At 31.7% G+C, this 18127-nt stretch carries 19 protein-coding genes, 1 pseudogene and 1 riboswitch; of the genes and pseudogenes, 8 read left to right on the forward strand and 12 right to left on the reverse strand.

The annotated features are described in order from the left end of the window. Nucleotides 1-176 precede the first annotated feature (176 nt). The 4 genes from Q0516_RS05555 to mnmE form a co-directional block, all read right to left on the reverse strand. Complete coding sequence (locus Q0516_RS05555) at nucleotides 177-1580, reverse strand: polysaccharide deacetylase (protein WP_294464080.1); 1404 nt, start codon at nucleotides 1578-1580, stop codon at nucleotides 177-179. A 157-nt stretch (nucleotides 1581-1737) separates the two neighbouring features. Beyond that, nucleotides 1738-2520: a ParB/RepB/Spo0J family partition protein gene (locus tag Q0516_RS05560; RefSeq protein WP_257479773.1), complete on the reverse strand. Its 783-nt coding sequence runs from the start codon at nucleotides 2518-2520 to the stop codon at nucleotides 1738-1740. A 13-nt stretch (nucleotides 2521-2533) separates the two neighbouring features. Further along, complete coding sequence (mnmG, locus tag Q0516_RS05565) at nucleotides 2534-4408, reverse strand: tRNA uridine-5-carboxymethylaminomethyl(34) synthesis enzyme MnmG (protein ID WP_294464084.1); 1875 nt, start codon at nucleotides 4406-4408, stop codon at nucleotides 2534-2536. Nucleotides 4409-4416: 8 nt separating this feature from the next. Continuing rightward, nucleotides 4417-5793: a tRNA uridine-5-carboxymethylaminomethyl(34) synthesis GTPase MnmE gene (gene mnmE / locus Q0516_RS05570; RefSeq protein WP_294464088.1), complete on the reverse strand. Its 1377-nt coding sequence runs from the start codon at nucleotides 5791-5793 to the stop codon at nucleotides 4417-4419. 472 nt (nucleotides 5794-6265) lie between these two features. Here mnmE and Q0516_RS05575 point away from each other — a divergent pair, with 472 nt between their 5' ends. Together Q0516_RS05575 and Q0516_RS10835 are read left to right on the forward strand one after the other, a co-directional pair. Beyond that, entirely contained in the window at nucleotides 6266-6385 is a 120-nt protein-coding gene (locus Q0516_RS05575; protein WP_294464090.1) for a DUF2716 domain-containing protein, read from the forward strand. 25 nt (nucleotides 6386-6410) lie between these two features. Beyond that, nucleotides 6411-6500 (forward strand): annotated as a pseudogene (locus tag Q0516_RS10835) (DUF2716 domain-containing protein); the annotation flags it as partial. Nucleotides 6501-6652: 152 nt separating this feature from the next. Here Q0516_RS10835 and Q0516_RS05580 read toward each other — a convergent pair. Further along, a complete protein-coding gene (locus Q0516_RS05580) occupies nucleotides 6653-7246 on the reverse strand; it encodes a hypothetical protein (RefSeq protein ID WP_294464092.1) in 594 nt (197 codons plus the stop codon). A 2-nt stretch (nucleotides 7247-7248) separates the two neighbouring features. Next, nucleotides 7249-8202, reverse strand: a complete 954-nt coding sequence (locus Q0516_RS05585) for an OB-fold nucleic acid binding domain-containing protein (RefSeq protein ID WP_294464096.1) — start codon at nucleotides 8200-8202, stop codon at nucleotides 7249-7251. A 99-nt stretch (nucleotides 8203-8301) separates the two neighbouring features. Between Q0516_RS05585 and Q0516_RS05590 the strand changes: the two genes are divergently transcribed. The 4 genes from Q0516_RS05590 to Q0516_RS05605 all read left to right on the forward strand — a co-directional run bounded on the left by Q0516_RS05590 (nucleotide 8302) and on the right by Q0516_RS05605 (nucleotide 11875). Further along, nucleotides 8302-9303 (forward strand): DnaD domain protein, encoded by a 1002-nt coding sequence (locus Q0516_RS05590; protein ID WP_257480916.1) that lies wholly within the window; start codon nucleotides 8302-8304, stop codon nucleotides 9301-9303. A 2-nt stretch (nucleotides 9304-9305) separates the two neighbouring features. Next, complete coding sequence (locus tag Q0516_RS05595; RefSeq protein WP_294464102.1) at nucleotides 9306-10250, forward strand: ATP-binding protein; 945 nt, start codon at nucleotides 9306-9308, stop codon at nucleotides 10248-10250. Between the two features lie 93 nt (nucleotides 10251-10343). Next, complete coding sequence (locus Q0516_RS05600) at nucleotides 10344-11687, forward strand: butyryl-CoA:acetate CoA-transferase (RefSeq protein WP_294464104.1); 1344 nt, start codon at nucleotides 10344-10346, stop codon at nucleotides 11685-11687. Between the two features lie 8 nt (nucleotides 11688-11695). After that, on the forward strand, nucleotides 11696-11875 hold the full coding sequence (locus Q0516_RS05605) for a DUF6440 family protein (RefSeq protein WP_294464106.1): 180 nt from the start codon (nucleotides 11696-11698) through the stop codon (nucleotides 11873-11875). A gap of 22 nt (nucleotides 11876-11897) precedes the next feature. Here Q0516_RS05605 and Q0516_RS05610 read toward each other — a convergent pair whose 3' ends face one another. The 6 genes from Q0516_RS05610 to Q0516_RS05635 form a co-directional block, all read right to left on the reverse strand. Further along, complete coding sequence (locus Q0516_RS05610) at nucleotides 11898-12341, reverse strand: helix-turn-helix transcriptional regulator (protein WP_294464110.1); 444 nt, start codon at nucleotides 12339-12341, stop codon at nucleotides 11898-11900. Nucleotides 12342-12463: 122 nt separating this feature from the next. Then, nucleotides 12464-13117, reverse strand: a complete 654-nt coding sequence (locus Q0516_RS05615) for an energy-coupled thiamine transporter ThiT (RefSeq protein ID WP_294464113.1) — start codon at nucleotides 13115-13117, stop codon at nucleotides 12464-12466. 37 nt (nucleotides 13118-13154) lie between these two features. After that, nucleotides 13155-13253: riboswitch (TPP riboswitch) on the reverse strand. A gap of 57 nt (nucleotides 13254-13310) precedes the next feature. After that, nucleotides 13311-13556, reverse strand: a complete 246-nt coding sequence (locus tag Q0516_RS05620) for a helix-hairpin-helix domain-containing protein (protein WP_257480910.1) — start codon at nucleotides 13554-13556, stop codon at nucleotides 13311-13313. Nucleotides 13557-13560: 4 nt separating this feature from the next. Next, on the reverse strand, nucleotides 13561-14223 hold the full coding sequence (locus Q0516_RS05625; protein WP_294464117.1) for an isochorismatase family cysteine hydrolase: 663 nt from the start codon (nucleotides 14221-14223) through the stop codon (nucleotides 13561-13563). 74 nt (nucleotides 14224-14297) lie between these two features. Beyond that, nucleotides 14298-14540 (reverse strand): hypothetical protein, encoded by a 243-nt coding sequence (locus tag Q0516_RS05630; RefSeq protein ID WP_257480908.1) that lies wholly within the window; start codon nucleotides 14538-14540, stop codon nucleotides 14298-14300. Nucleotides 14541-14548: 8 nt separating this feature from the next. Then, nucleotides 14549-14821 (reverse strand): NifU family protein, encoded by a 273-nt coding sequence (locus Q0516_RS05635; protein ID WP_294464121.1) that lies wholly within the window; start codon nucleotides 14819-14821, stop codon nucleotides 14549-14551. Between the two features lie 162 nt (nucleotides 14822-14983). Between Q0516_RS05635 and Q0516_RS05640 the strand changes: the two genes are divergently transcribed. Both Q0516_RS05640 and Q0516_RS05645 read left to right on the forward strand, forming a co-directional pair. Further along, a complete protein-coding gene (locus Q0516_RS05640) occupies nucleotides 14984-16396 on the forward strand; it encodes a sigma 54-interacting transcriptional regulator (RefSeq protein ID WP_294464125.1) in 1413 nt (470 codons plus the stop codon). Nucleotides 16397-16671: 275 nt separating this feature from the next. After that, nucleotides 16672-18120, forward strand: a complete 1449-nt coding sequence (locus tag Q0516_RS05645; RefSeq protein ID WP_294464130.1) for a 4-hydroxyphenylacetate 3-hydroxylase family protein — start codon at nucleotides 16672-16674, stop codon at nucleotides 18118-18120. The last annotated feature ends 7 nt before the right edge of the window (nucleotides 18121-18127 follow it).

Consider the following 18127-nt stretch of genomic DNA (forward strand, 5'->3'; position numbering starts at 1 on the left):
TCAACTGTTATTTAATAAATAAATCAAAAAAATTCTTTCAAAAATAATCAAATATCTTCATGATTTTTATGACTAAAACAAACAAATAGAATTATATAATTTTTAAATAATATACTTGCTCATATTTCGCGGTGGAACAAATAAAAAAGACATGCATTAAGCATGTCCTTTAATTATTAATTATTTACTCCATGATGAGGAGCATAAGATTTTTCATCTATGGCTTTAAATATATAGCCTCTTTTCTTATATTTTTTAATTATCTTTGGAAGAGATTTTACTGTTGTATCTTTTGCGTCCGTATCGTGAAAAAGAATATTTATATTTTTCTCTTTACACATCGTCGCATTTTTTACTAACGTGCCTACAGCAACTTCATTACCGGAAGCATCTGTTGAATCACAGTTCCAATCATAATACTGATATCCTCTGTTTACGACTTCCTTTGTGAGCTTTGACATAATGCCTTTTTTATAAGCCCTGCTCACGGTATTTGAAGAACCTCCGGGAAAACGAATATATTTAGGAGAATATCCGATTATACCTTTTATCATATTTTCAAGTTTATTTAAATCCTCAAAATATGCTTTTTCTGATTTATAGACTTTTTTATAATTATGAGTATATGTATGAAGAGCAATGGTATGTCCTTTATCGTGTGCGACTTTGATTAAATTATTATATTTTTTACCGTTACCCGTAACAAAAAATGTTGCTTTTACATTATACTTATCTAAAATATCTAATATTTCCTTTGTATTTGCGGAAGGTCCGTCATCAAATGTCAGGTATACTATTTTTTTCTTGCTTTCCTTTGTAGTCCCTATTTTTTTTACTACATTTACTGTTCTTTCTTTTAAATCAATATTACCGGATCTGTCAGTAACTTTATATATTACTTTATAACTACCGGCTTTTTTTATATCTACATTATTTTCATTTATAATTAACTTAGGAGCAGGATCGTAATCATCTTTTACACTCACTCCTTTTTTTAAATTCAAAGCTCCGCTCTCAACTACATTAATAGGTTCGATATTAGAGATGACGGGAGGGGTTTCATCTTTAACTACATATATTTTAGTATATTTAACAGTCTCATTTCCGCATTCATCTGTTACAGCTACGCCTACTTTGTATTCACCCTTATCTTCAAATGTATATTCTTTATCAAATTTAATAGTAGTTTTAGTAGCATCCTTTATATTTTTAACCAAACTTTTCGGCGATATTTTTACTCCGGATTCTATTTTTAAAGGAACCGTTTCAAACTGAGGAGCCACGGTATCCACCACATTTACCTTTATAGGATACTCTTTTCCCCGATATTTATATATCAGAGTATATGTGCCTATCTTATTTGTATCTACTTCGCTGTCATCGATCAAAACTGCATCTTTAGAACCAAAAAAGGTTATCTTTATATTATCCTTTGCATTAAGCTTACTGTTTATCTCTAAATCCATAGAACCACTTGCAAAAATGATCGGAGAAAGAATAATCTTAATCACTAAGAAAAGCGATACTAATACAATTCCAGCTATAATATATTTTTTCTGATTTAATTTTTCTAAATTCATGTCTTTTATCCTCTTAATATATCAATGTAATGATGAGATTATAACAAATTTCGACAATCATAGCAATGAAGATAAAGTAAATCAAATATTAAGTTTTTATTAAGTTACAAAAAAAGCATACAGATTGATTCCACATGCTTTTTGTAACTTTTTAATTTTATTTTTTAGGAATTGTAATGACAACTTCTATCCTGTCATCAAAGTCTTTTTCTTTGTAATCACATTCAAGTCCGGTGTTAAAAATACTCTTATATGCTTGTTTTATAGTATTTGTATAAATTTTATAATTAAAAATATTTTTAACATTGGTTTTAGAAGAATTAATAACAACTTCCTGCTTTAATCTTTCAACTAAAAGCTCTGAGTTCTTTACATTTAAATCTTTCTTCGCAATTTCCTTTGCAGCTTTTAATCTCATATTACTGTCAGGCAGAGAAAGCAAACATCTGGCATGACGCTGAGTAAGATTATTTTCAATGATTATCTGAAGGACCTCCTCATCGAGATTTAAAAGTCTAACTAAATTAGAAATAGTAGATTGCTTTTTACCTATCCTCCCTGCAAGTTCTTCCTGACTCATTCCATATTCGCTCATTATTTTCTTATAACTTAAAGCTTCTTCATAAAAGTTTAAATTTTCTCTTTGTATATTTTCTATTAAAGCTATCAAATCATTTTCTTCGCTGTTGATAGAAACTATGATACAAGGAATTTTACTTAGTCCGGCAAGTCTGCTTGCCCTCAGTCGTCTTTCGCCGCTGACTACTTCATAAGCATTAAATCCTTTTTGTCTAACTGTAATTGGCTGAATTATCCCGAGACTTTTTATAGACTCTGAAAGCTCTTTAATACTTTCTTCATCGAAATATTTCCTTGGTTGATCTTTGTTTGCTGAAATCAGTGATATATCTAGTTCTTTAACTTTTTTTACGTTTGTCACTTCTATCCCCCTACTATTTATTCTTTGCAAGTTCTATTAAAAGTACATTTATATCTGATGGAGAAACTCCGGATATCCTCGAAGCCTGTCCTAAATTTTTCGGCCTTATATCTTCAAGTTTTTGCCTTGCTTCCAATCTCAAATTCTTTATTTCATTATAATTTATATCCTCGGGAAGTACTTTCTTCTCCATGGACTTAAACTTATCAATGCTTGCTTGCTGCTTTAAAATATAATCATGATATTTTATTTGAATTTCAACTTGCTGCTTAACTCGCCTTGAAAGCTCAGCCCTGTTTTCATCAAATATTTCTGTATCATCATAGCTTATTTTAGGTCTTTTTATAAGGTCATATACTGTTATGGTGTTTCTTAAAGGTGTCGTTCCTATTTCAGTCAATTTCTGATTATTTTCATTACTTGGAGTGATTTTTACTTCTTTAAGTCTTGCCTTTTCTTTATTCACAGTTTCTTCATATTTCAAAAGATTTTCATATCTTTCCTTACTTATCAGCCCCTGTTCATAACCATAAGGAGTAAGTCTTAAGTCCGCATTATCCTGTCTTAAAAGAAGTCTGTATTCGACCCTTGAAGTAAACATCCTATAAGGTTCTTTCGTTCCTTTTGTTGTAATATCGTCAATAAGAACTCCAATATAACTGCTCGCCCTGTCTAAAATAAGAGGTTCTTTATTTTGAACATAGTTACTTGCATTGATACCTGCAATAAGTCCCTGTGCTGCAGCCTCCTCATACCCACTGGTCCCGTTTATTTGTCCGGCAGTAAATAATCCTTTAACTACTTTACTTTCAAGGGATAACGCTATTTGAGTCGGTTCTACGGCATCATATTCAATGGCATAAGCTACTCTCATTATTTCCACATTTTCAAGACCTTTAATGGTTCTTAAGAACTTGACCTGAACATCTTCGGGAAGAGATGAACTCATCCCCTGAAGATACATTTCATTCGTATTGAGACCTTCAGGTTCAACAAATAGCTGATGTCTTTCCTTATCTGCAAATCTAACTATTTTATCTTCTATACTGGGACAATATCTCGGTCCTATACCTGTGATATTTCCGCTGTATAGAGGTGAACGATGCAGATTATCTTTAATAACTTCATGTGTCTTTTCATTGGTATAAGCAAGATAACATGGCTGCTCATCATAGTCTAAATCTTTATCCTCATTTTCAAAAGAAAAAGGAGTTATTTCCTTATCTCCAAACTGAACTTCCATTTTTGAAAAATCTATACTTCTTTTATTTACCCTTGCAGGAGTCCCCGTCTTTAGTCTTAATAGTTTAAATCCCAGTTTTTTTAAACTGTCGCTTAACTTATTCGCAGGGAAAATACCATTCGGACCTCCGGAATAGCTTACATCACCTATTATAATCCTGCCTTTCAAATATGTTCCCGAACAAATAACTATAGCTTTGGTCTTATACACTGCTCCGGTATGAGTGATGACACCGCTTACTTTTTCGTCTTCAGTAAGTATTTCCACTGCCTCCTGCTGTTTCAAATCCAGATTATCGGTGTTTTCAATTACAAATTTCATCTCTTCCTGATACTTTTTCTTATCAGCTTGTGCTCTAAGAGACTGAACCGCAACACCTTTAGCAGTATTAAGAGTCTTTGTTTGAATAAAAGTCTTATCTATGTTTTTACCCATTTCTCCGCCAAGTGCATCTATTTCTCTGACCAAATGTCCCTTTCCCGTCCCTCCTATTGAAGGGTTACAAGGCATCATCGCAAGAGCATCTAAATTAAGTGTTAAAAGAAGAGTACGGCTTCCTTTTCTTGCACTTGCAAGTGCCGCTTCACATCCCGCATGTCCGGCACCTATTACTATAACATCATATTCACCAGCTAAAAAACTCATTATATCCTCTACTTTCCTAAACAGAAATTTTTAAATATTTCATCTATTATATCTTCGCTTGTTGTCTCTCCAGTGATACCCCCGAGCTTGTCTAAAGCCGAATTTATATCTATCTCTGCAAGATCCACCTCAAGCCCTTCATTTATCATTTTAATAGCATTATCAAAATCTTCTCTTGCCCCAATCAAAAGATTTTTATGTCTTACATTACTTACCAGTGTATTTCCTACTTCATCATCTTCAGTTAATCCGGCAAGTTCATATATCTTATTTTCTATTTTTTCTATCCCCTCTTTTTTAAGAGCAGAAATTTCAACTGTTTTATAATTCTCAAATGCTTTGATCGTATCCATATTTGTATTCAAATCCATTTTATTGAGCACAACCAATATTTCCTTATCATCAGGAAGCATTTTTATTATATCCATATCTTCAGTGTCAAGAGCTCTTGATGTATCTATACAAAATAAAATAATATTACTTTCTTCAAGCATTTCAATTGATTTATCTATGCCGATTTTTTCAACTTTACTGTCCGCATTTCTAATTCCCGCAGTGTCTATAAATTTAATAGGAACACCTTTTATATTTACTACTTCGTCCACAATGTCCCTTGTAGTACCGGCTTCTTCGGTCACAATAGCTTTATTTTCATTTATAAGTGCATTTAAAAGCTGAGATTTTCCAACATTTGGTTTTCCTATTATAGCGACATTTATTCCGTCTTTTAAAATCTCTCCTTTTTCAAAAGTAGCAATAATTTTATTAAGTTTAGATTTCATGGAATTTATTAATTCCACTATTTCATTATTTGTTAAATCTTCTTCATCATATTCCGGATATTGAATAGTGACTTCCAGTCTCGCAAGCATATTAGTAATATCAGCTTTTATATCATCTATACGCTTAGATAAATCTCCTTTAAGAGAGCTCATTGCGCTCTTTGCAAAATTAGATGTTTTAGCTGTGATAATATCGCTTATCGCTTCTGCCTGAACCAAATCTATCCTACCGTTTAAAAAAGCTCTTTTAGTGAATTCCCCCGCTTCGGCAAGCCTTGCTCCTTTTTTGAGTACCAAGTTAAGTATATCTTTTGTAACACTCATTCCTCCGTGGCAGTTGATTTCAATGACATCTTCCGCAGTAAATGAATGAGGTTCGCACATTTTTGAAACGAGGACTTCATCTATTATTTCATTTGTATCTTTATCTACGACATGACCGTAGTTTATAGTATTTTTAGGAACATCAAAAATAGAACCTTTTTTCATTTTAAAGACTCTATCACAAACTTTAAATGCTTCACTTCCGCTGATCCTAATAATAGAAATACCGCCATACCCTGAGGGTGTAGCTATTGCAGCGATTGTATCTTCTTTAAACATTTTTTTCTCCTAAAATAAATATTTCCTAAAATTTATAAATATTTCCCGATTAACTTTTAAATTATATCATAATGAATATTAAATTGCTATATTCTATGTAAAGAAAATGCTTGTCAATATTTATAAAAATTTGATACTTAAAATCAATTATTAAAACAATAAATATTTTTATGGGGCACTACGCCTGCCTTCGGCAGATTCCGCGCCCCTAATTTAGAACTTATTATTTATTTTAAATGTTTTTTAATAAGAAAACAGAATAAAAGTAGGCTATAGTATTATTAAATCAAATATTGGGAGAACAAATATGATTTTAGATAATAATAAATATGATGAAGTTTAGAATAAAGTGTATAAAGAATTGGGCTTTATACCAAATATTGATTTAAGCGTGAGACCATTTACAATCAAACTATACAATATATAATATAAATAAATACATGAAGGATATTTTAGAAATAAAGATGATGATATGATTACGAAGGTTTTTGAAATTGTACAAAAGAACGAAGACCTATTATATGCGCTGGATTTACGACACGAATGTTTTAAACTTAATCCAAGAAATAAGGAAGAAATTATAAGAGAATAATCCATAGAACGCGTTTCCCTCTTATCCAAATGAAGATTACTCATTCTTTATAAATTGCAATTTTAGATTTGGATATTTTGCTCATTTCTGGCATTTAAATATTTGGATATTATAAATTAAATTATTTAGAAAATTTTATAAGATAAATAATAAGCTTGGGTGGATTACACGCCTTTAAAGTATTATATAGTTAAAGGAGTGTAAAATCCCGTAAAGCCAGGTGACATTTCCCATAAAAGACAAAATAAAAAGACTGCATAGCAGTCTTTATTTTTTACGTTTGCCTCTTTTTTTCTTGTTTGGTGTCGGTGCATAAGCATATGCAGATTTACCCTTTTCTTTTCCGACATTAAGTCTTGAGATCCTATTTATTTCGTCCTTATCGTCATAATCTATAAACATTATTTGCGTAGCATTTAAAAACCCTGACTTAGGTTTATATTTTACGATAAGACCTTTATGTTTTTTTCTTTGTTCGATTTCATAAGAATCCATATTATCATATGTAAGTGCACCGGTCATTGTTCGAACTCCCCACTCGTACATACCTCTGCCGCCTAAAACGCACATGAACAGCGAATATGTAGCAAATCCAAAATAGACACCTATAATTCCTATCAAATAGAAAAATAAGGTCTCATTTAAAAAATGCAAGAAATCCAAAATCAATATACCTGCTATGATTAAAATCAAATATAATAATTGTTGTTTAAAATCAGTGTTTTCAAGCCCCTTTGGAGCCTCATAAACCATTTTCCCCAGCTTCTTATTATTTTTAATATAACCTCCAAGCTTAATTGCCAGCATTCCGAAATATCCAATCATGAATACTACTAAAAGTGCACTCATTTGTACAGTCATAATTAATCTTCCTCCTTATTATCAAGTGTATAGTGATAAATATTTCTGTTATCAAGCATTCTTACTCTGCTTGAAAATTCATTTTCATTTGTGTTATTAAATGCGGTTTCCATTTGGTTCATCCTTGAATCCAGAATATCTAAGTAATGTAGTATTTCAGCTTCGGGTATCATAGGATATTTCGGAGAACCGAATTCCGGATGATAGTGATGAGACAGAATCATATGCTTTAATAAAGAAGGAACTTCACTGTTTATACTCAATGTCCTGCTTACATTGTCTATCTCACATACACACTGAATTATATGTCCAAGCAACTGTCCGTCAGTGCTGTATGACTCGACAACACCGATATCATTACACTCCATTTCTTCAGTCTTACATATATCATGTAAGATAACTCCGGCAAATACCAAATCCTTATTTAAAAATTTATATGTATCGGTGAGTTTCTTTGCATTCGTAAGCATAGTATATGTATGATACATAAGCCCGCTCTTCATAGCGTGATGAAAAGATTTTGCTGCGGGATAACTCTTAAATTTATCTTTATATTTTTCCGTAAGCGTTTTGGTAATTATTTTAATATCTTCATTTTTTATATTCTCTATTGTATCGATTATATCGTCATACATTTTATCAGAATTCAAAGGAGCTGTTTCAACGAGCTTAGCCATATCTTCATCATTTAGCTCTACCTTCTCGATACTCTCGATTTTAACCTGTGGATTAGAACCAAAACTGTCTACTTCTCCTCCGACTTTAACCGTATCTCCTACCGAAAAAACGTCTTTCATAGTAGGATCTACATTCCATAGCTTTGCAGGGATCTCTCCGCTTTTATCTTTTAATATTATATCCAAATAGTCTTTTCCGTTTCTAGTCTTACGTAGAGTGACGCCTTTCAATAAGAAATTGTCAAAGACCTTATCGGAAACTTTAAGTTCATTAATCATTTTCTACCTCATAAAAATAAAATACAATAACAATATATATTCTACACTAAAGTTACAAAATATGCTATAATTGTTTTACTTTATTTTGGAGAAATTTTAATGAATAGATTTGAACTTGTAAATAATAATGATGATATCGGAGTAACAATAGTAGAGAATATGTTTATCAATCACTTTATGCCTATGGCAAGGGGGGATTATGTCAAAGTATATCTTTACGGACTAAAGTGTACTCAAAATTCTATTGAGGATATGCCTTCAAACAGAAAAATAGCAAATACTTTGGGAATGAGCGAAGCCGATGTCGTAAAAGCATTTAGATACTGGCACGAAAAACAAGTTATCACATTTATGCATACTGATAAAAGAAATTATGTGATACAATACAAAAATATTTCCACAATGATATTTACTCCGGAAAAATTCAAAAAAAATGGTTCATACTCCGAAACTATAGAATATAATGCTAAAAAACAAAATCTTTTCGAAGATTTAAGTCAGGAATTTGAAGCTCCAATGGAAGAAGGAGGACTTGGAAGACCCATTTCACATCAGGAAATGGAAATGTTTTCCGACTGGATGGAAGAATACTCTTTCAGTGCCGAAACGGTTAAATTAATAGTAAATACATGTTTGATAAAAAGAAAAATAAAACAGAGAAAATACTGGAATGCAGTCGCTATGGATTTTTATTCAAAGGGAATTAAAACCTTTGATGAAGCTGCAACAGAATTTAGTAAAAGCGATAAAAGATATCAGGAATATCAGCAAATATTTAAATATCTTGGTCTTAATACCAGAGGTTCTTTTATTACAAAGCCGGAAGAAGCTTTGGTTGACAAATGGTTTGATGAATATAAATTAAACATGGAACAGATTTTAAAAGCCTGCGACGAAACAATCTCAACAAATCGTCCAAGCTTTAAATATGTAGATAAAATAATCTATAATATGTACATAAATACAGATAAAGATACAAAACCTAAACAAAATAAATATGCAAAAACACAAAATAACAGTAAAAAAGAAACTATTCAAAGTGACCTTGATTATGAATATTACAGCGAAGAAGATATTGAAAGAATGATGAGCGGAGAATAATCATGGAAGATAAAGAAATCAGTATAAGTAATTTCAATAATAAGAGAAAAGTAAAAGAAAAAGAATTAAGTAATAAAATAGATATAATGTGTAAAAATTATCCGTCAATAAAAGCTATCATTGATGAAATAAATGCTTACGGACTTTATGCATGTATGAATGATATATCAAATGAAATTTTTGAAAAGAGAAATAAAGAATTAAACAATAAGCTAAAAACAGAACTTGAAAAATTAGGCTTTGATAAAAATTATTTAAGTATCAAATATGACTGCGAAAAATGTAAAGACAGCGGTTATGTTAATAATGAAATGTGTACTTGCCTAAAAGAATATCTTAAAAAAAGAAAAAACAAAAACAGTATTTTATTCAGAGACGGAAGTTTCGATAATTTTGATGAAAACTTATTTGACAATGACAAAAGAAAATATCAAATAACGCCGAGAGAAAATATAATAAAAAACAAAGAACAATCTCTTAAATTTATTAATACATTTGAAGATGAAAAAAATATTCTTGGATTATTAATGTCAGGTAAAGTAGGAAGCGGAAAAACATTTTTGGCAGCAGCTACGGGAAAAATTCTGTTAAATAAAGGTTACAGTGTAATTTGCCTAACGGCAAAAGAGTTTGAAGATATAATTAAAAGTTTTAACGATCCCGATTTGGAAAAAAAGAAAAAAGAAATTCTCGATGTGGATCTGCTTATTTTAGATGACCTTGGCATTGAAACGCAGAGTGATTATGTGAATAACGAAATACTTAAGTTAATAGACTATAAAATGACTTATAATAAAAAAATGATTATGACAACTAATCTTACCTTAAATGAAATAAGAGAAAAATACAAATCAAGAATATATTCAAGAATAGTAAGCAATTTTAAATATTTAAAATTTTTTGGTCCTGATATAAGGGTAACAAGCAAAATGAAAAAAAATCAGTAAAATTTTACTGATTTTCCACCTATAAACTATTGACCGAAAATGCTTATAAATGATAAAATATATTTACATTTTAATAATTGAAAGGATGTTAGTATGGATTTTAAACAAGAATATGGACAAAAATTAGTTACCGCAGCTGAGGCGGTAAAAGCAGTAAAATCAGGAGATTGGATTGACTACGGATGGACAACGACTACTCCCGTAGCATTTGATAAGGAACTTGCAAAAATAATGCCAAACCTAAAAGACTTAAATATTAGGGGTGGTATTTTAATGTGGGAACCTGAAATTTTTAAAGTAGATAATGCAAAAGAACATTTTACATGGAACTCATGGCATATGGGAGGAATAGAAAGAAAAGCTATAGCAAAAGGATTCTCATTCTATGCACCTATTCGTTACTCCGAACTTCCAAGATACTACAGAGACGGAAATACTCCCGGAGCAGATATTGCGGTTATGCAAGTTGCACCGATGGATAACCACGGATATTTTAGTTTCGGACCAAGTGCCTCACATCTAATGGCAGCATGTGAAAATGCAAAAAAAGTCATTGTTGAAGTAAATGAAAATGTACCTAGATGTCTTGGCGGTTACGAAGAAGCAATTCATATTTCCAAAGTTGACATGATAATTGAAGGAGACAATCCTCCGATGGCAGAAATGGGCGGCGGCGGTGCCGCAACGGAAGTTGATAAGACAGTGGCAAAACTTATCGTTGAAGAAATACCAAACGGAGCTTGTTTACAGCTTGGTATAGGTGGCATGCCAAATGCCGTAGGTTCTTTGATTGCTGAATCAGATTTAAAAGATTTAGGTGTTCATACAGAAATGTTTGTTGACGGTTTTGTCGATATTGCAAATGCAGGAAAAATTAACGGTTCAAAGAAAAACTTAAACAGATTCCGTCAAACATACGCTTTTGGTGCGGGAACTAATAAATTATATGATTACTTAGACAACAATCCTGAATGTATGTCTGCTCCCGTTGATTATACAAATGATGTAAGAATCATCTCTGCTCACGATAATTTCATATCTATAAATAATGCTGTAGATATTGATTTATTCGGACAAGTCAGCTCTGAAACATCAGGAACAAAACAAATAAGCGGTGCAGGCGGACAACTTGACTTCGTTCTTGGCGCTTATCTGTCAAAAGGCGGAAAGAGCTTTATCTGTTTATCTTCAACATTTAAAAATAAACAAGGCGAACTAAAATCTCGTATTCTTCCTACACTACATCCTGGTTCAGTAGTTACCGATACAAGAGCCAATACTCATTATGTAGTAACTGAATATGGTAAAGTCAACTTAAAGGGTCTTTCTACATGGCAAAAAGCAGAAGCACTCATAAGTATTGCACATCCTGATTTTAGAGATGAACTTATAAAAGACGCTGAAAACATGAACATTTGGAGAAGAAGTAATAAGTAGGTAAATAAATGAAAGAAGCAAGATTTAAAAAGACCTATTCACAAGGAACAATGACTGTAACTGAAATTTGGGTAGACAGAAATACCGGTGTGAATTATTTATATCATGTAAATGGTTATTCCGGAGGACTGACACCTTTACTTGACAGAGAAGGAAAACCAATAATAACAACAGTTTATGACGAATAAAAAGAACCCATAAGGGTTCTTTTTATTTATTTTCTTCTTCTTTTAATTTAAGATATGCCTTATAATAAATATCTTTTAAAACTAAGGTTGCATCTTCCAATGAATAATTATATTTTTTCATCGCTTCTTTAATCAAATCACTAAAGAGATCAAAATAATGATTTATATCTATCTCTTTTTCATATTTATTTAAAATAGGATAAAGTTTAGACCAGTCTACTTCATATCCATTTGATGTCTGCTTCATTTCAGGAACTTTATTTTCCTCTGCTTCACCATTCAATAAGTAATCTATACTGACATTTAAAGTATCAGATAGAAGCTTAAGCTTACCTGCTTCAGGATAAGCAATATCCGATTCCCATTTGGAAATAGTTTGCCTTGAAACATCAAGGACTTCCGCCAGCTGATCCTGCGTTAAGTTGATATTTTTCCTCGATTTTGCTATTTTTTCTCCTGTTTTCATATTAGCACCTCCGTTACTATTTAATTATAACATCCTTACATTTCATTTGAACCAACTTGACGTTTCTAAATGCAACTTGTAAGTGCTTTAAATATATAAAAATCAAAAAATATAATTATACTCTATGCATTAATTTTAATTCGCTCAAGTCCTTTTTTTACCGCAGGCACGGATATGATTATAACAGTCAAAAGAGCTTCCGCACCGATATATATACCATTATACACTAAAGAATATGGTAAAGCTGCCCAACCTTCCCATGCATATTCAAAAAAGAAAATCAATCCCGAAATCACCGCAAATATATATCTGCACAAAACTCCGATCAAATAACCCTTTAATAGTCCGTTTTTAGATTTATAAAACAGTCCCGACAAACCAAGAGAGCCAAAAGCAAATAAGTAATCCACCAATACCTGAAGGGGAAAAACTATATAAGGCTGGACTATAAATTGTAAGATACCATATGCACTTGCCGTTAAAACACCTGTGGCGGGTCCGTAAAAATAACCTGCCAAACATACAAACAGCGTACTGCATAAAGTAACAGTACCTCCAAATGGGAATTCATATACTTTTAAGAATGATGCAACGGTCCCAAGAGCGATTATCATCGCACAGTATACTAACTCTTTTGTATTTTTTCTTTTTTGTTCTCTCTTCTTTGATAAAAATGTAGCTATACATAAAACCGATAAAAATAAAATGACTAAAGCTATATATCCCGCAGAGTTAAGAACATATCCATTATCAGTAGAAGTTATAAAAAAAGACATAAAAAATCCCCCTTATTTTATATAAACAGGAGGGGTTTAACAAATTCTTTAGCTTCCTTACGCCGGTATTACCCGGATCAAGTAGTAAGGGTGAACAAATTGTTTTCTCAGCCTAATGGCTCCCCTAGCTTGTTTATTTAATTACTCTGATACTCTAACATTTAATAAAACAAAAGTCAAATGGGATTAATTGCTATTTATCTTTAAAATCCCACCATTTTTTATTTTCTTTGTCTTTTCCGTCATTTGCATAATACACTGCACATCTATATACATAAAGCTGACATCTGTCTATCTGAAAACCTCTTCTTTCACAGTCCCTTAAGTATATTTCTTCGGGATCTTCACCTTTTAAAGAGTTTATCGTTCTATACCCAAGTTCTATTAAATCCTTTTCCGTTTTAGCTCCAACTCCGGGAATTTTTCTAAGCTCACTCATATCTTTACCTATTATCTTTTAAAGAATTTATTACTTTAATATTTTTACTTTCTATTTTATTTATAATACTATTATCATTAGGATTTATGGCATTTCTTATGATTTTAACATTATATCCTCTATTCTTTGCTCCGACAGCTGTTTTTAATACACAAGCTCTCGCATCCTGACCGGAGATATAAATATCCCCAATATCATTATTTACAAGAAAAGAAGATAACTCTTTATTGGTAAATGCATCCTGATTATGTTTAATAAATATATTTTCACTCTTTATATTTAGTTTATCAGCAAATTCGGTATCACCGCTTCCTTTTAAAAATCCACCGCCCATGGTGAATAAAGAAAATAGTATGTCATAATATTCAAATACATTTTTGATATAAATGATATTATAATCCAAATCCTTTGCAATTTTAATTTCCTTATTGACTCTCTTTATAAAATCATTCTTATTTTTGGAATTACACTTTTGTAAATCCAAAACGAACAAAGCACTTTCTTTTCCAACTATAGAAGTATCATTTCCTTTTGTCGGAAGTACAAATATTATTAATCTTAATAGTAAATACATTATGAACACCCAAGTAAGCCATATAGGTGCATATATTAAAAGTATCAAGAATACACATAAAGAAATCAGTTTTAAAAGCATATATTTATCCATTTTTATACCCCCGAATCATAACTAAACATATTATATCACAATATAATAAAAAAACCGATAAACTCGGCTTTATATTATAACTTAATATCTTCTAATTCTCGTTTACTTTTAATAATATATGTTTTTATATTCTTATCAATAAAACTAACATCTGCACAAGCAGAATTACAGCCGCATACGATTAAACAAATATCGACATCATTATCGTAATCATAAGTAAACTCAATATCTTTATATTTTCTTTTGAAATTATCTAACTCTCTTACCCTGTCATACCTCGGATTACATCCCCCGCAATATTTTATAAATACTTTCATAAATACCCTTAATGTTTTAAAATCTTTTTAGCAAAATCCAACAGTTCTTCACTTACTTCTTCAATTAAAATAACATCTTTTACTTCGGGGATTTCTTCCATGACGCTGCTTTTAATCAAATCCTCGTTAGTGGTTTTTGCAGCAGGGCATCCCGAACAACTTCCTATCAACTGAATTCTAAGTATATTATCTTCATAACTCTTTATTACTACATCTCCCCCATGACTGTTAAGAGAAGGTCTGACTTTTTCATTAAGTACTTTTTCAATTTTATCGATCATAATACTGCCTCCGTGATAATATAACCACATTATATATTCATATCAAAATAATATCAAGTAAAAAAAGATAAAACATCATTATGACTTTTATTACCAATATTATAACAAAAATACAGTTGCATTATTGCAACAAAGGAGTTAAAATGAAACAGAGGTAAAAAAATGGGAAAGAATGACACAAATAACTTTAGTATTTTTAATAATTTGCAGGAAGCAAATGACAGGTTAGATGCTATTATAGAAAATTCATTTGACGGAATATATATAACGGACGGAAATGCAAATACAATAAAAGCGAATAAATCTTATGAGATGATAACAGGACTAAAAAAAGAAGAAGTCATCGGAAAAAATATGCTTGATTTAGTAAAAAATAATGTTATTTCCGTTTCAGGTTCATTGCTTGCCATGCAAAAAAAGAAACCTATAACACTTCAGCAGGAATTTAAAACAGGGAAAAAAGCCTTGATAACAAGCTCTCCGGTCATAGATGATAACGGAGACATAATCATGGTAGTAACCAATGTACGAGATTTAACCGAAATATATAATTTAAAAGAAGAAATCGGAAGAAAACAAATAATAGACACAAATAGAGAACACAAATTAAGTCCGATAAGTAATAATCCGACTATAGTTGACGATATCATCTGCGTTGATAAAAAATCCATAGAAGCATTAAACATTGCCGATAAAGTAGCAGGACTAGATGCAACGGTGATGTTGCTTGGAGACACAGGAGTAGGAAAAGAACTGTTTGCAAATCATATATATAAAAACAGCAACAGAAAAGATAAACCTTTTATAAAAATCAACTGCGGTGCGATATCTCCAAACCTTGTTGAAAGCGAACTTTTCGGATATGAAAAAGGTGCTTTTACGGGAGCAAATAAAAACGGAAAAGCGGGACTGTTCGAAGTCGCGGATAAAGGAACGATATTCTTGGATGAAATCGGCGAACTCCCTCTTAATATGCAAGTGAAACTTTTAAGAGTTTTGCAGGAGCAGGAAATAGAGAGAATAGGCGGAACAAAACCAATTAAAATAGATGTAAGGATAATTGCAGCAACAAATGCAGATATGGAAGATATGGTCGATAAAAAATTATTCAGAAAAGATCTTTATTACAGACTTATGGTATTCCCTATATATATCCCCTCTCTAAGAGAAAGAAAAGAAGATATAATCCCACTAACAAACTTATTTATAAATAATTTTAATGATAAATACGGATTTAACAAGAAGTTCAGCGAAAGTGCATTGGATAAATTAAAAAATTATGACTGGCCAGGAAATATCAGAGAACTCAGAAACATCGTTGAAAGAGGGCTGATTATTTGCAGTAAAGAAAAAGTAAATGCAAAGGATCTACCTTTAAATATATCACCTAAAAGTAACCCTTTTGAAAATATTGAACTTAATGAAACTAAAGATTTAAAAAAGTTAGTTGAAAGTATAGAACTTAAATATATAAATGAAGCATATAAAAAATATAAGAATGTAAGAGATGCAGCGGCAAGTTTGAACATGGATCCGTCTACTTTTGTAAGAAAGAGAAAGAGATATACAAAATAGGGCGAGATATCTGTCTTAGCAGTCATAGTGTCATACTACAAAATAAATACTATTAATATTATGCAGGTTTAATACCTGCTTTTTTATTTAAAATTATTTTTATTTTGTTGCATTATTGCAATGAAATATGACAACAAAACAAGATATTTCCACACTAAAACTTTTCAAAACCTTTTATTTACCTTAAATGTTTACTTGGCACGAGTTTTGCTGTATATATTTATAGAAAAATAAAACCAACCTACCCCAAATAAAAAAGAAAGAAGGTAAATATTATGCCACTAATGACAGGAAAAGAATATATAGAAAGTATAAGGAAATTAAATTTACAAGTTTATATGTTCGGTAAAAAAGTTGAAAACCCGGTAGACAATCCAATACTCAGACCATCACTTAACTCTGTAAGAGCTACATATGACTTAGCATTAATGCCTGAATATGAAGACTTAATGACAGTTACTTTAGATGACGGAAGAAAGATAAACAGATTTACAAATATACATAGAAGTGCCGACGACCTAGTTAAAAAGGTAAAAATGCAGCGTCTATGCGGACAAAAGACTGCATCTTGTTTTCAAAGATGTGTAGGAATGGACGCTTTTAATGCTGTCTACAGTACGACTTATGAAACAGATGAAGCATACGGAACACATTATCATGAAAACTTTAAAAAGTTTATGAAATACTGTCAGGATGAAGACCTAGTAATTGACGGAGCTATGACAGACCCTAAAGGAGACAGAGGATTGGCACCTTCGGCACAGGAAGATCCTGATTTATATTTAAGAGTAGTAGAAAGAAGAGAAGACGGGATTGTTGTAAGGGGAGCAAAAGCACATCAAACAGGGATTATAAATTCGCATGAAGTACTTGTAATGCCGACAGTAAGCATGGGAGAAAATGATAAAGATTATGCGGTTTCTTTCGCAGTACCTACAGATACAAAGGGTATTTTAATGGTAATAGGAAGACAATCTTGCGATACAAGAAAACTGGAAGATTCAGATATAGATGTCGGTAATGTAGAATACGGCGGAATGGAAGCGCTTGTAATATTTGATGATGTATTTGTTCCAAATGACAGGATATTCATGAACGGTGAATATGACTTTTCAGGAATGCTTGTAGAAAGATTTGCAGGATATCACAGACAATCTTACGGCGGATGTAAAGTTGGTGTTGGCGATGTATTGATCGGTGCATCTGCACTTGTAGCAGAGTATAACGGAGCCGCAAGAGCATCACACATCAAAGATAAATTAATAGAAATGACTCATCTTAATGAAACACTTTATTGCTGCGGTATTGCTTGCTCATCCGAAGGACAGGAAACAAAATCGGGAAATTACATCATAGATTTACTTCTTGCAAATGTATGTAAACAAAACGTAACGAGGTTCCCTTACGAAATCGCAAGACTTGCAGAAGATATTGCCGGCGGCATCATGGTTACAGCGCCTTCAGAAAAAGATCTAAAATCTCCTGAAGTAGGAAAATATGTTGAAAAATACTTCAAGGGCGTATCAAGTGTATCTACAGAAAACAGACTAAGAATATTAAGATTAATCGAAAACTTAACATTAGGAACAGCAGCAGTCGGATACAGAACAGAATCGCTTCATGGTGCAGGTTCACCTCAGGCTCAGAGAATAATGATTGCAAGACAGGGCAATATGAATATGAAAAAAGAACTTGCAAAAGATATAGCAGGAATTAAGGAATAAAGCTAAC

Source organism: uncultured Anaerofustis sp. (genome assembly GCF_938029165.1).
Lineage (GTDB): Bacteria > Bacillota > Clostridia > Eubacteriales > Anaerofustaceae > Anaerofustis.

Coding starts and splice junctions, on each gene's coding strand:
- Q0516_RS05555 (WP_294464080.1), bottom strand. CDS start 1,580: ATGAATTTAGAAAAATTAAATCAGAAAAAATATATTATAGCTGGAATT.
- mnmG (WP_294464084.1), bottom strand. CDS start 4,408: ATGAGTTTTTTAGCTGGTGAATATGATGTTATAGTAATAGGTGCCGGA.
- mnmE (WP_294464088.1), bottom strand. CDS start 5,793: ATGTTTAAAGAAGATACAATCGCTGCAATAGCTACACCCTCAGGGTAT.
- Q0516_RS05575 (WP_294464090.1), top strand. CDS start 6,266: ATGATTACGAAGGTTTTTGAAATTGTACAAAAGAACGAAGACCTATTA.
- Q0516_RS05580 (WP_294464092.1), bottom strand. CDS start 7,246: ATGACTGTACAAATGAGTGCACTTTTAGTAGTATTCATGATTGGATAT.
- Q0516_RS05585 (WP_294464096.1), bottom strand. CDS start 8,202: ATGATTAATGAACTTAAAGTTTCCGATAAGGTCTTTGACAATTTCTTA.
- Q0516_RS05590 (WP_257480916.1), top strand. CDS start 8,302: ATGAATAGATTTGAACTTGTAAATAATAATGATGATATCGGAGTAACA.
- Q0516_RS05595 (WP_294464102.1), top strand. CDS start 9,306: ATGGAAGATAAAGAAATCAGTATAAGTAATTTCAATAATAAGAGAAAA.
- Q0516_RS05600 (WP_294464104.1), top strand. CDS start 10,344: ATGGATTTTAAACAAGAATATGGACAAAAATTAGTTACCGCAGCTGAG.
- Q0516_RS05605 (WP_294464106.1), top strand. CDS start 11,696: ATGAAAGAAGCAAGATTTAAAAAGACCTATTCACAAGGAACAATGACT.
- Q0516_RS05610 (WP_294464110.1), bottom strand. CDS start 12,341: ATGAAAACAGGAGAAAAAATAGCAAAATCGAGGAAAAATATCAACTTA.
- Q0516_RS05615 (WP_294464113.1), bottom strand. CDS start 13,117: ATGTCTTTTTTTATAACTTCTACTGATAATGGATATGTTCTTAACTCT.
- Q0516_RS05620 (WP_257480910.1), bottom strand. CDS start 13,556: ATGAGTGAGCTTAGAAAAATTCCCGGAGTTGGAGCTAAAACGGAAAAG.
- Q0516_RS05625 (WP_294464117.1), bottom strand. CDS start 14,223: ATGGATAAATATATGCTTTTAAAACTGATTTCTTTATGTGTATTCTTG.
- Q0516_RS05630 (WP_257480908.1), bottom strand. CDS start 14,540: ATGAAAGTATTTATAAAATATTGCGGGGGATGTAATCCGAGGTATGAC.
- Q0516_RS05635 (WP_294464121.1), bottom strand. CDS start 14,821: ATGATCGATAAAATTGAAAAAGTACTTAATGAAAAAGTCAGACCTTCT.
- Q0516_RS05640 (WP_294464125.1), top strand. CDS start 14,984: ATGGGAAAGAATGACACAAATAACTTTAGTATTTTTAATAATTTGCAG.
- Q0516_RS05645 (WP_294464130.1), top strand. CDS start 16,672: ATGCCACTAATGACAGGAAAAGAATATATAGAAAGTATAAGGAAATTA.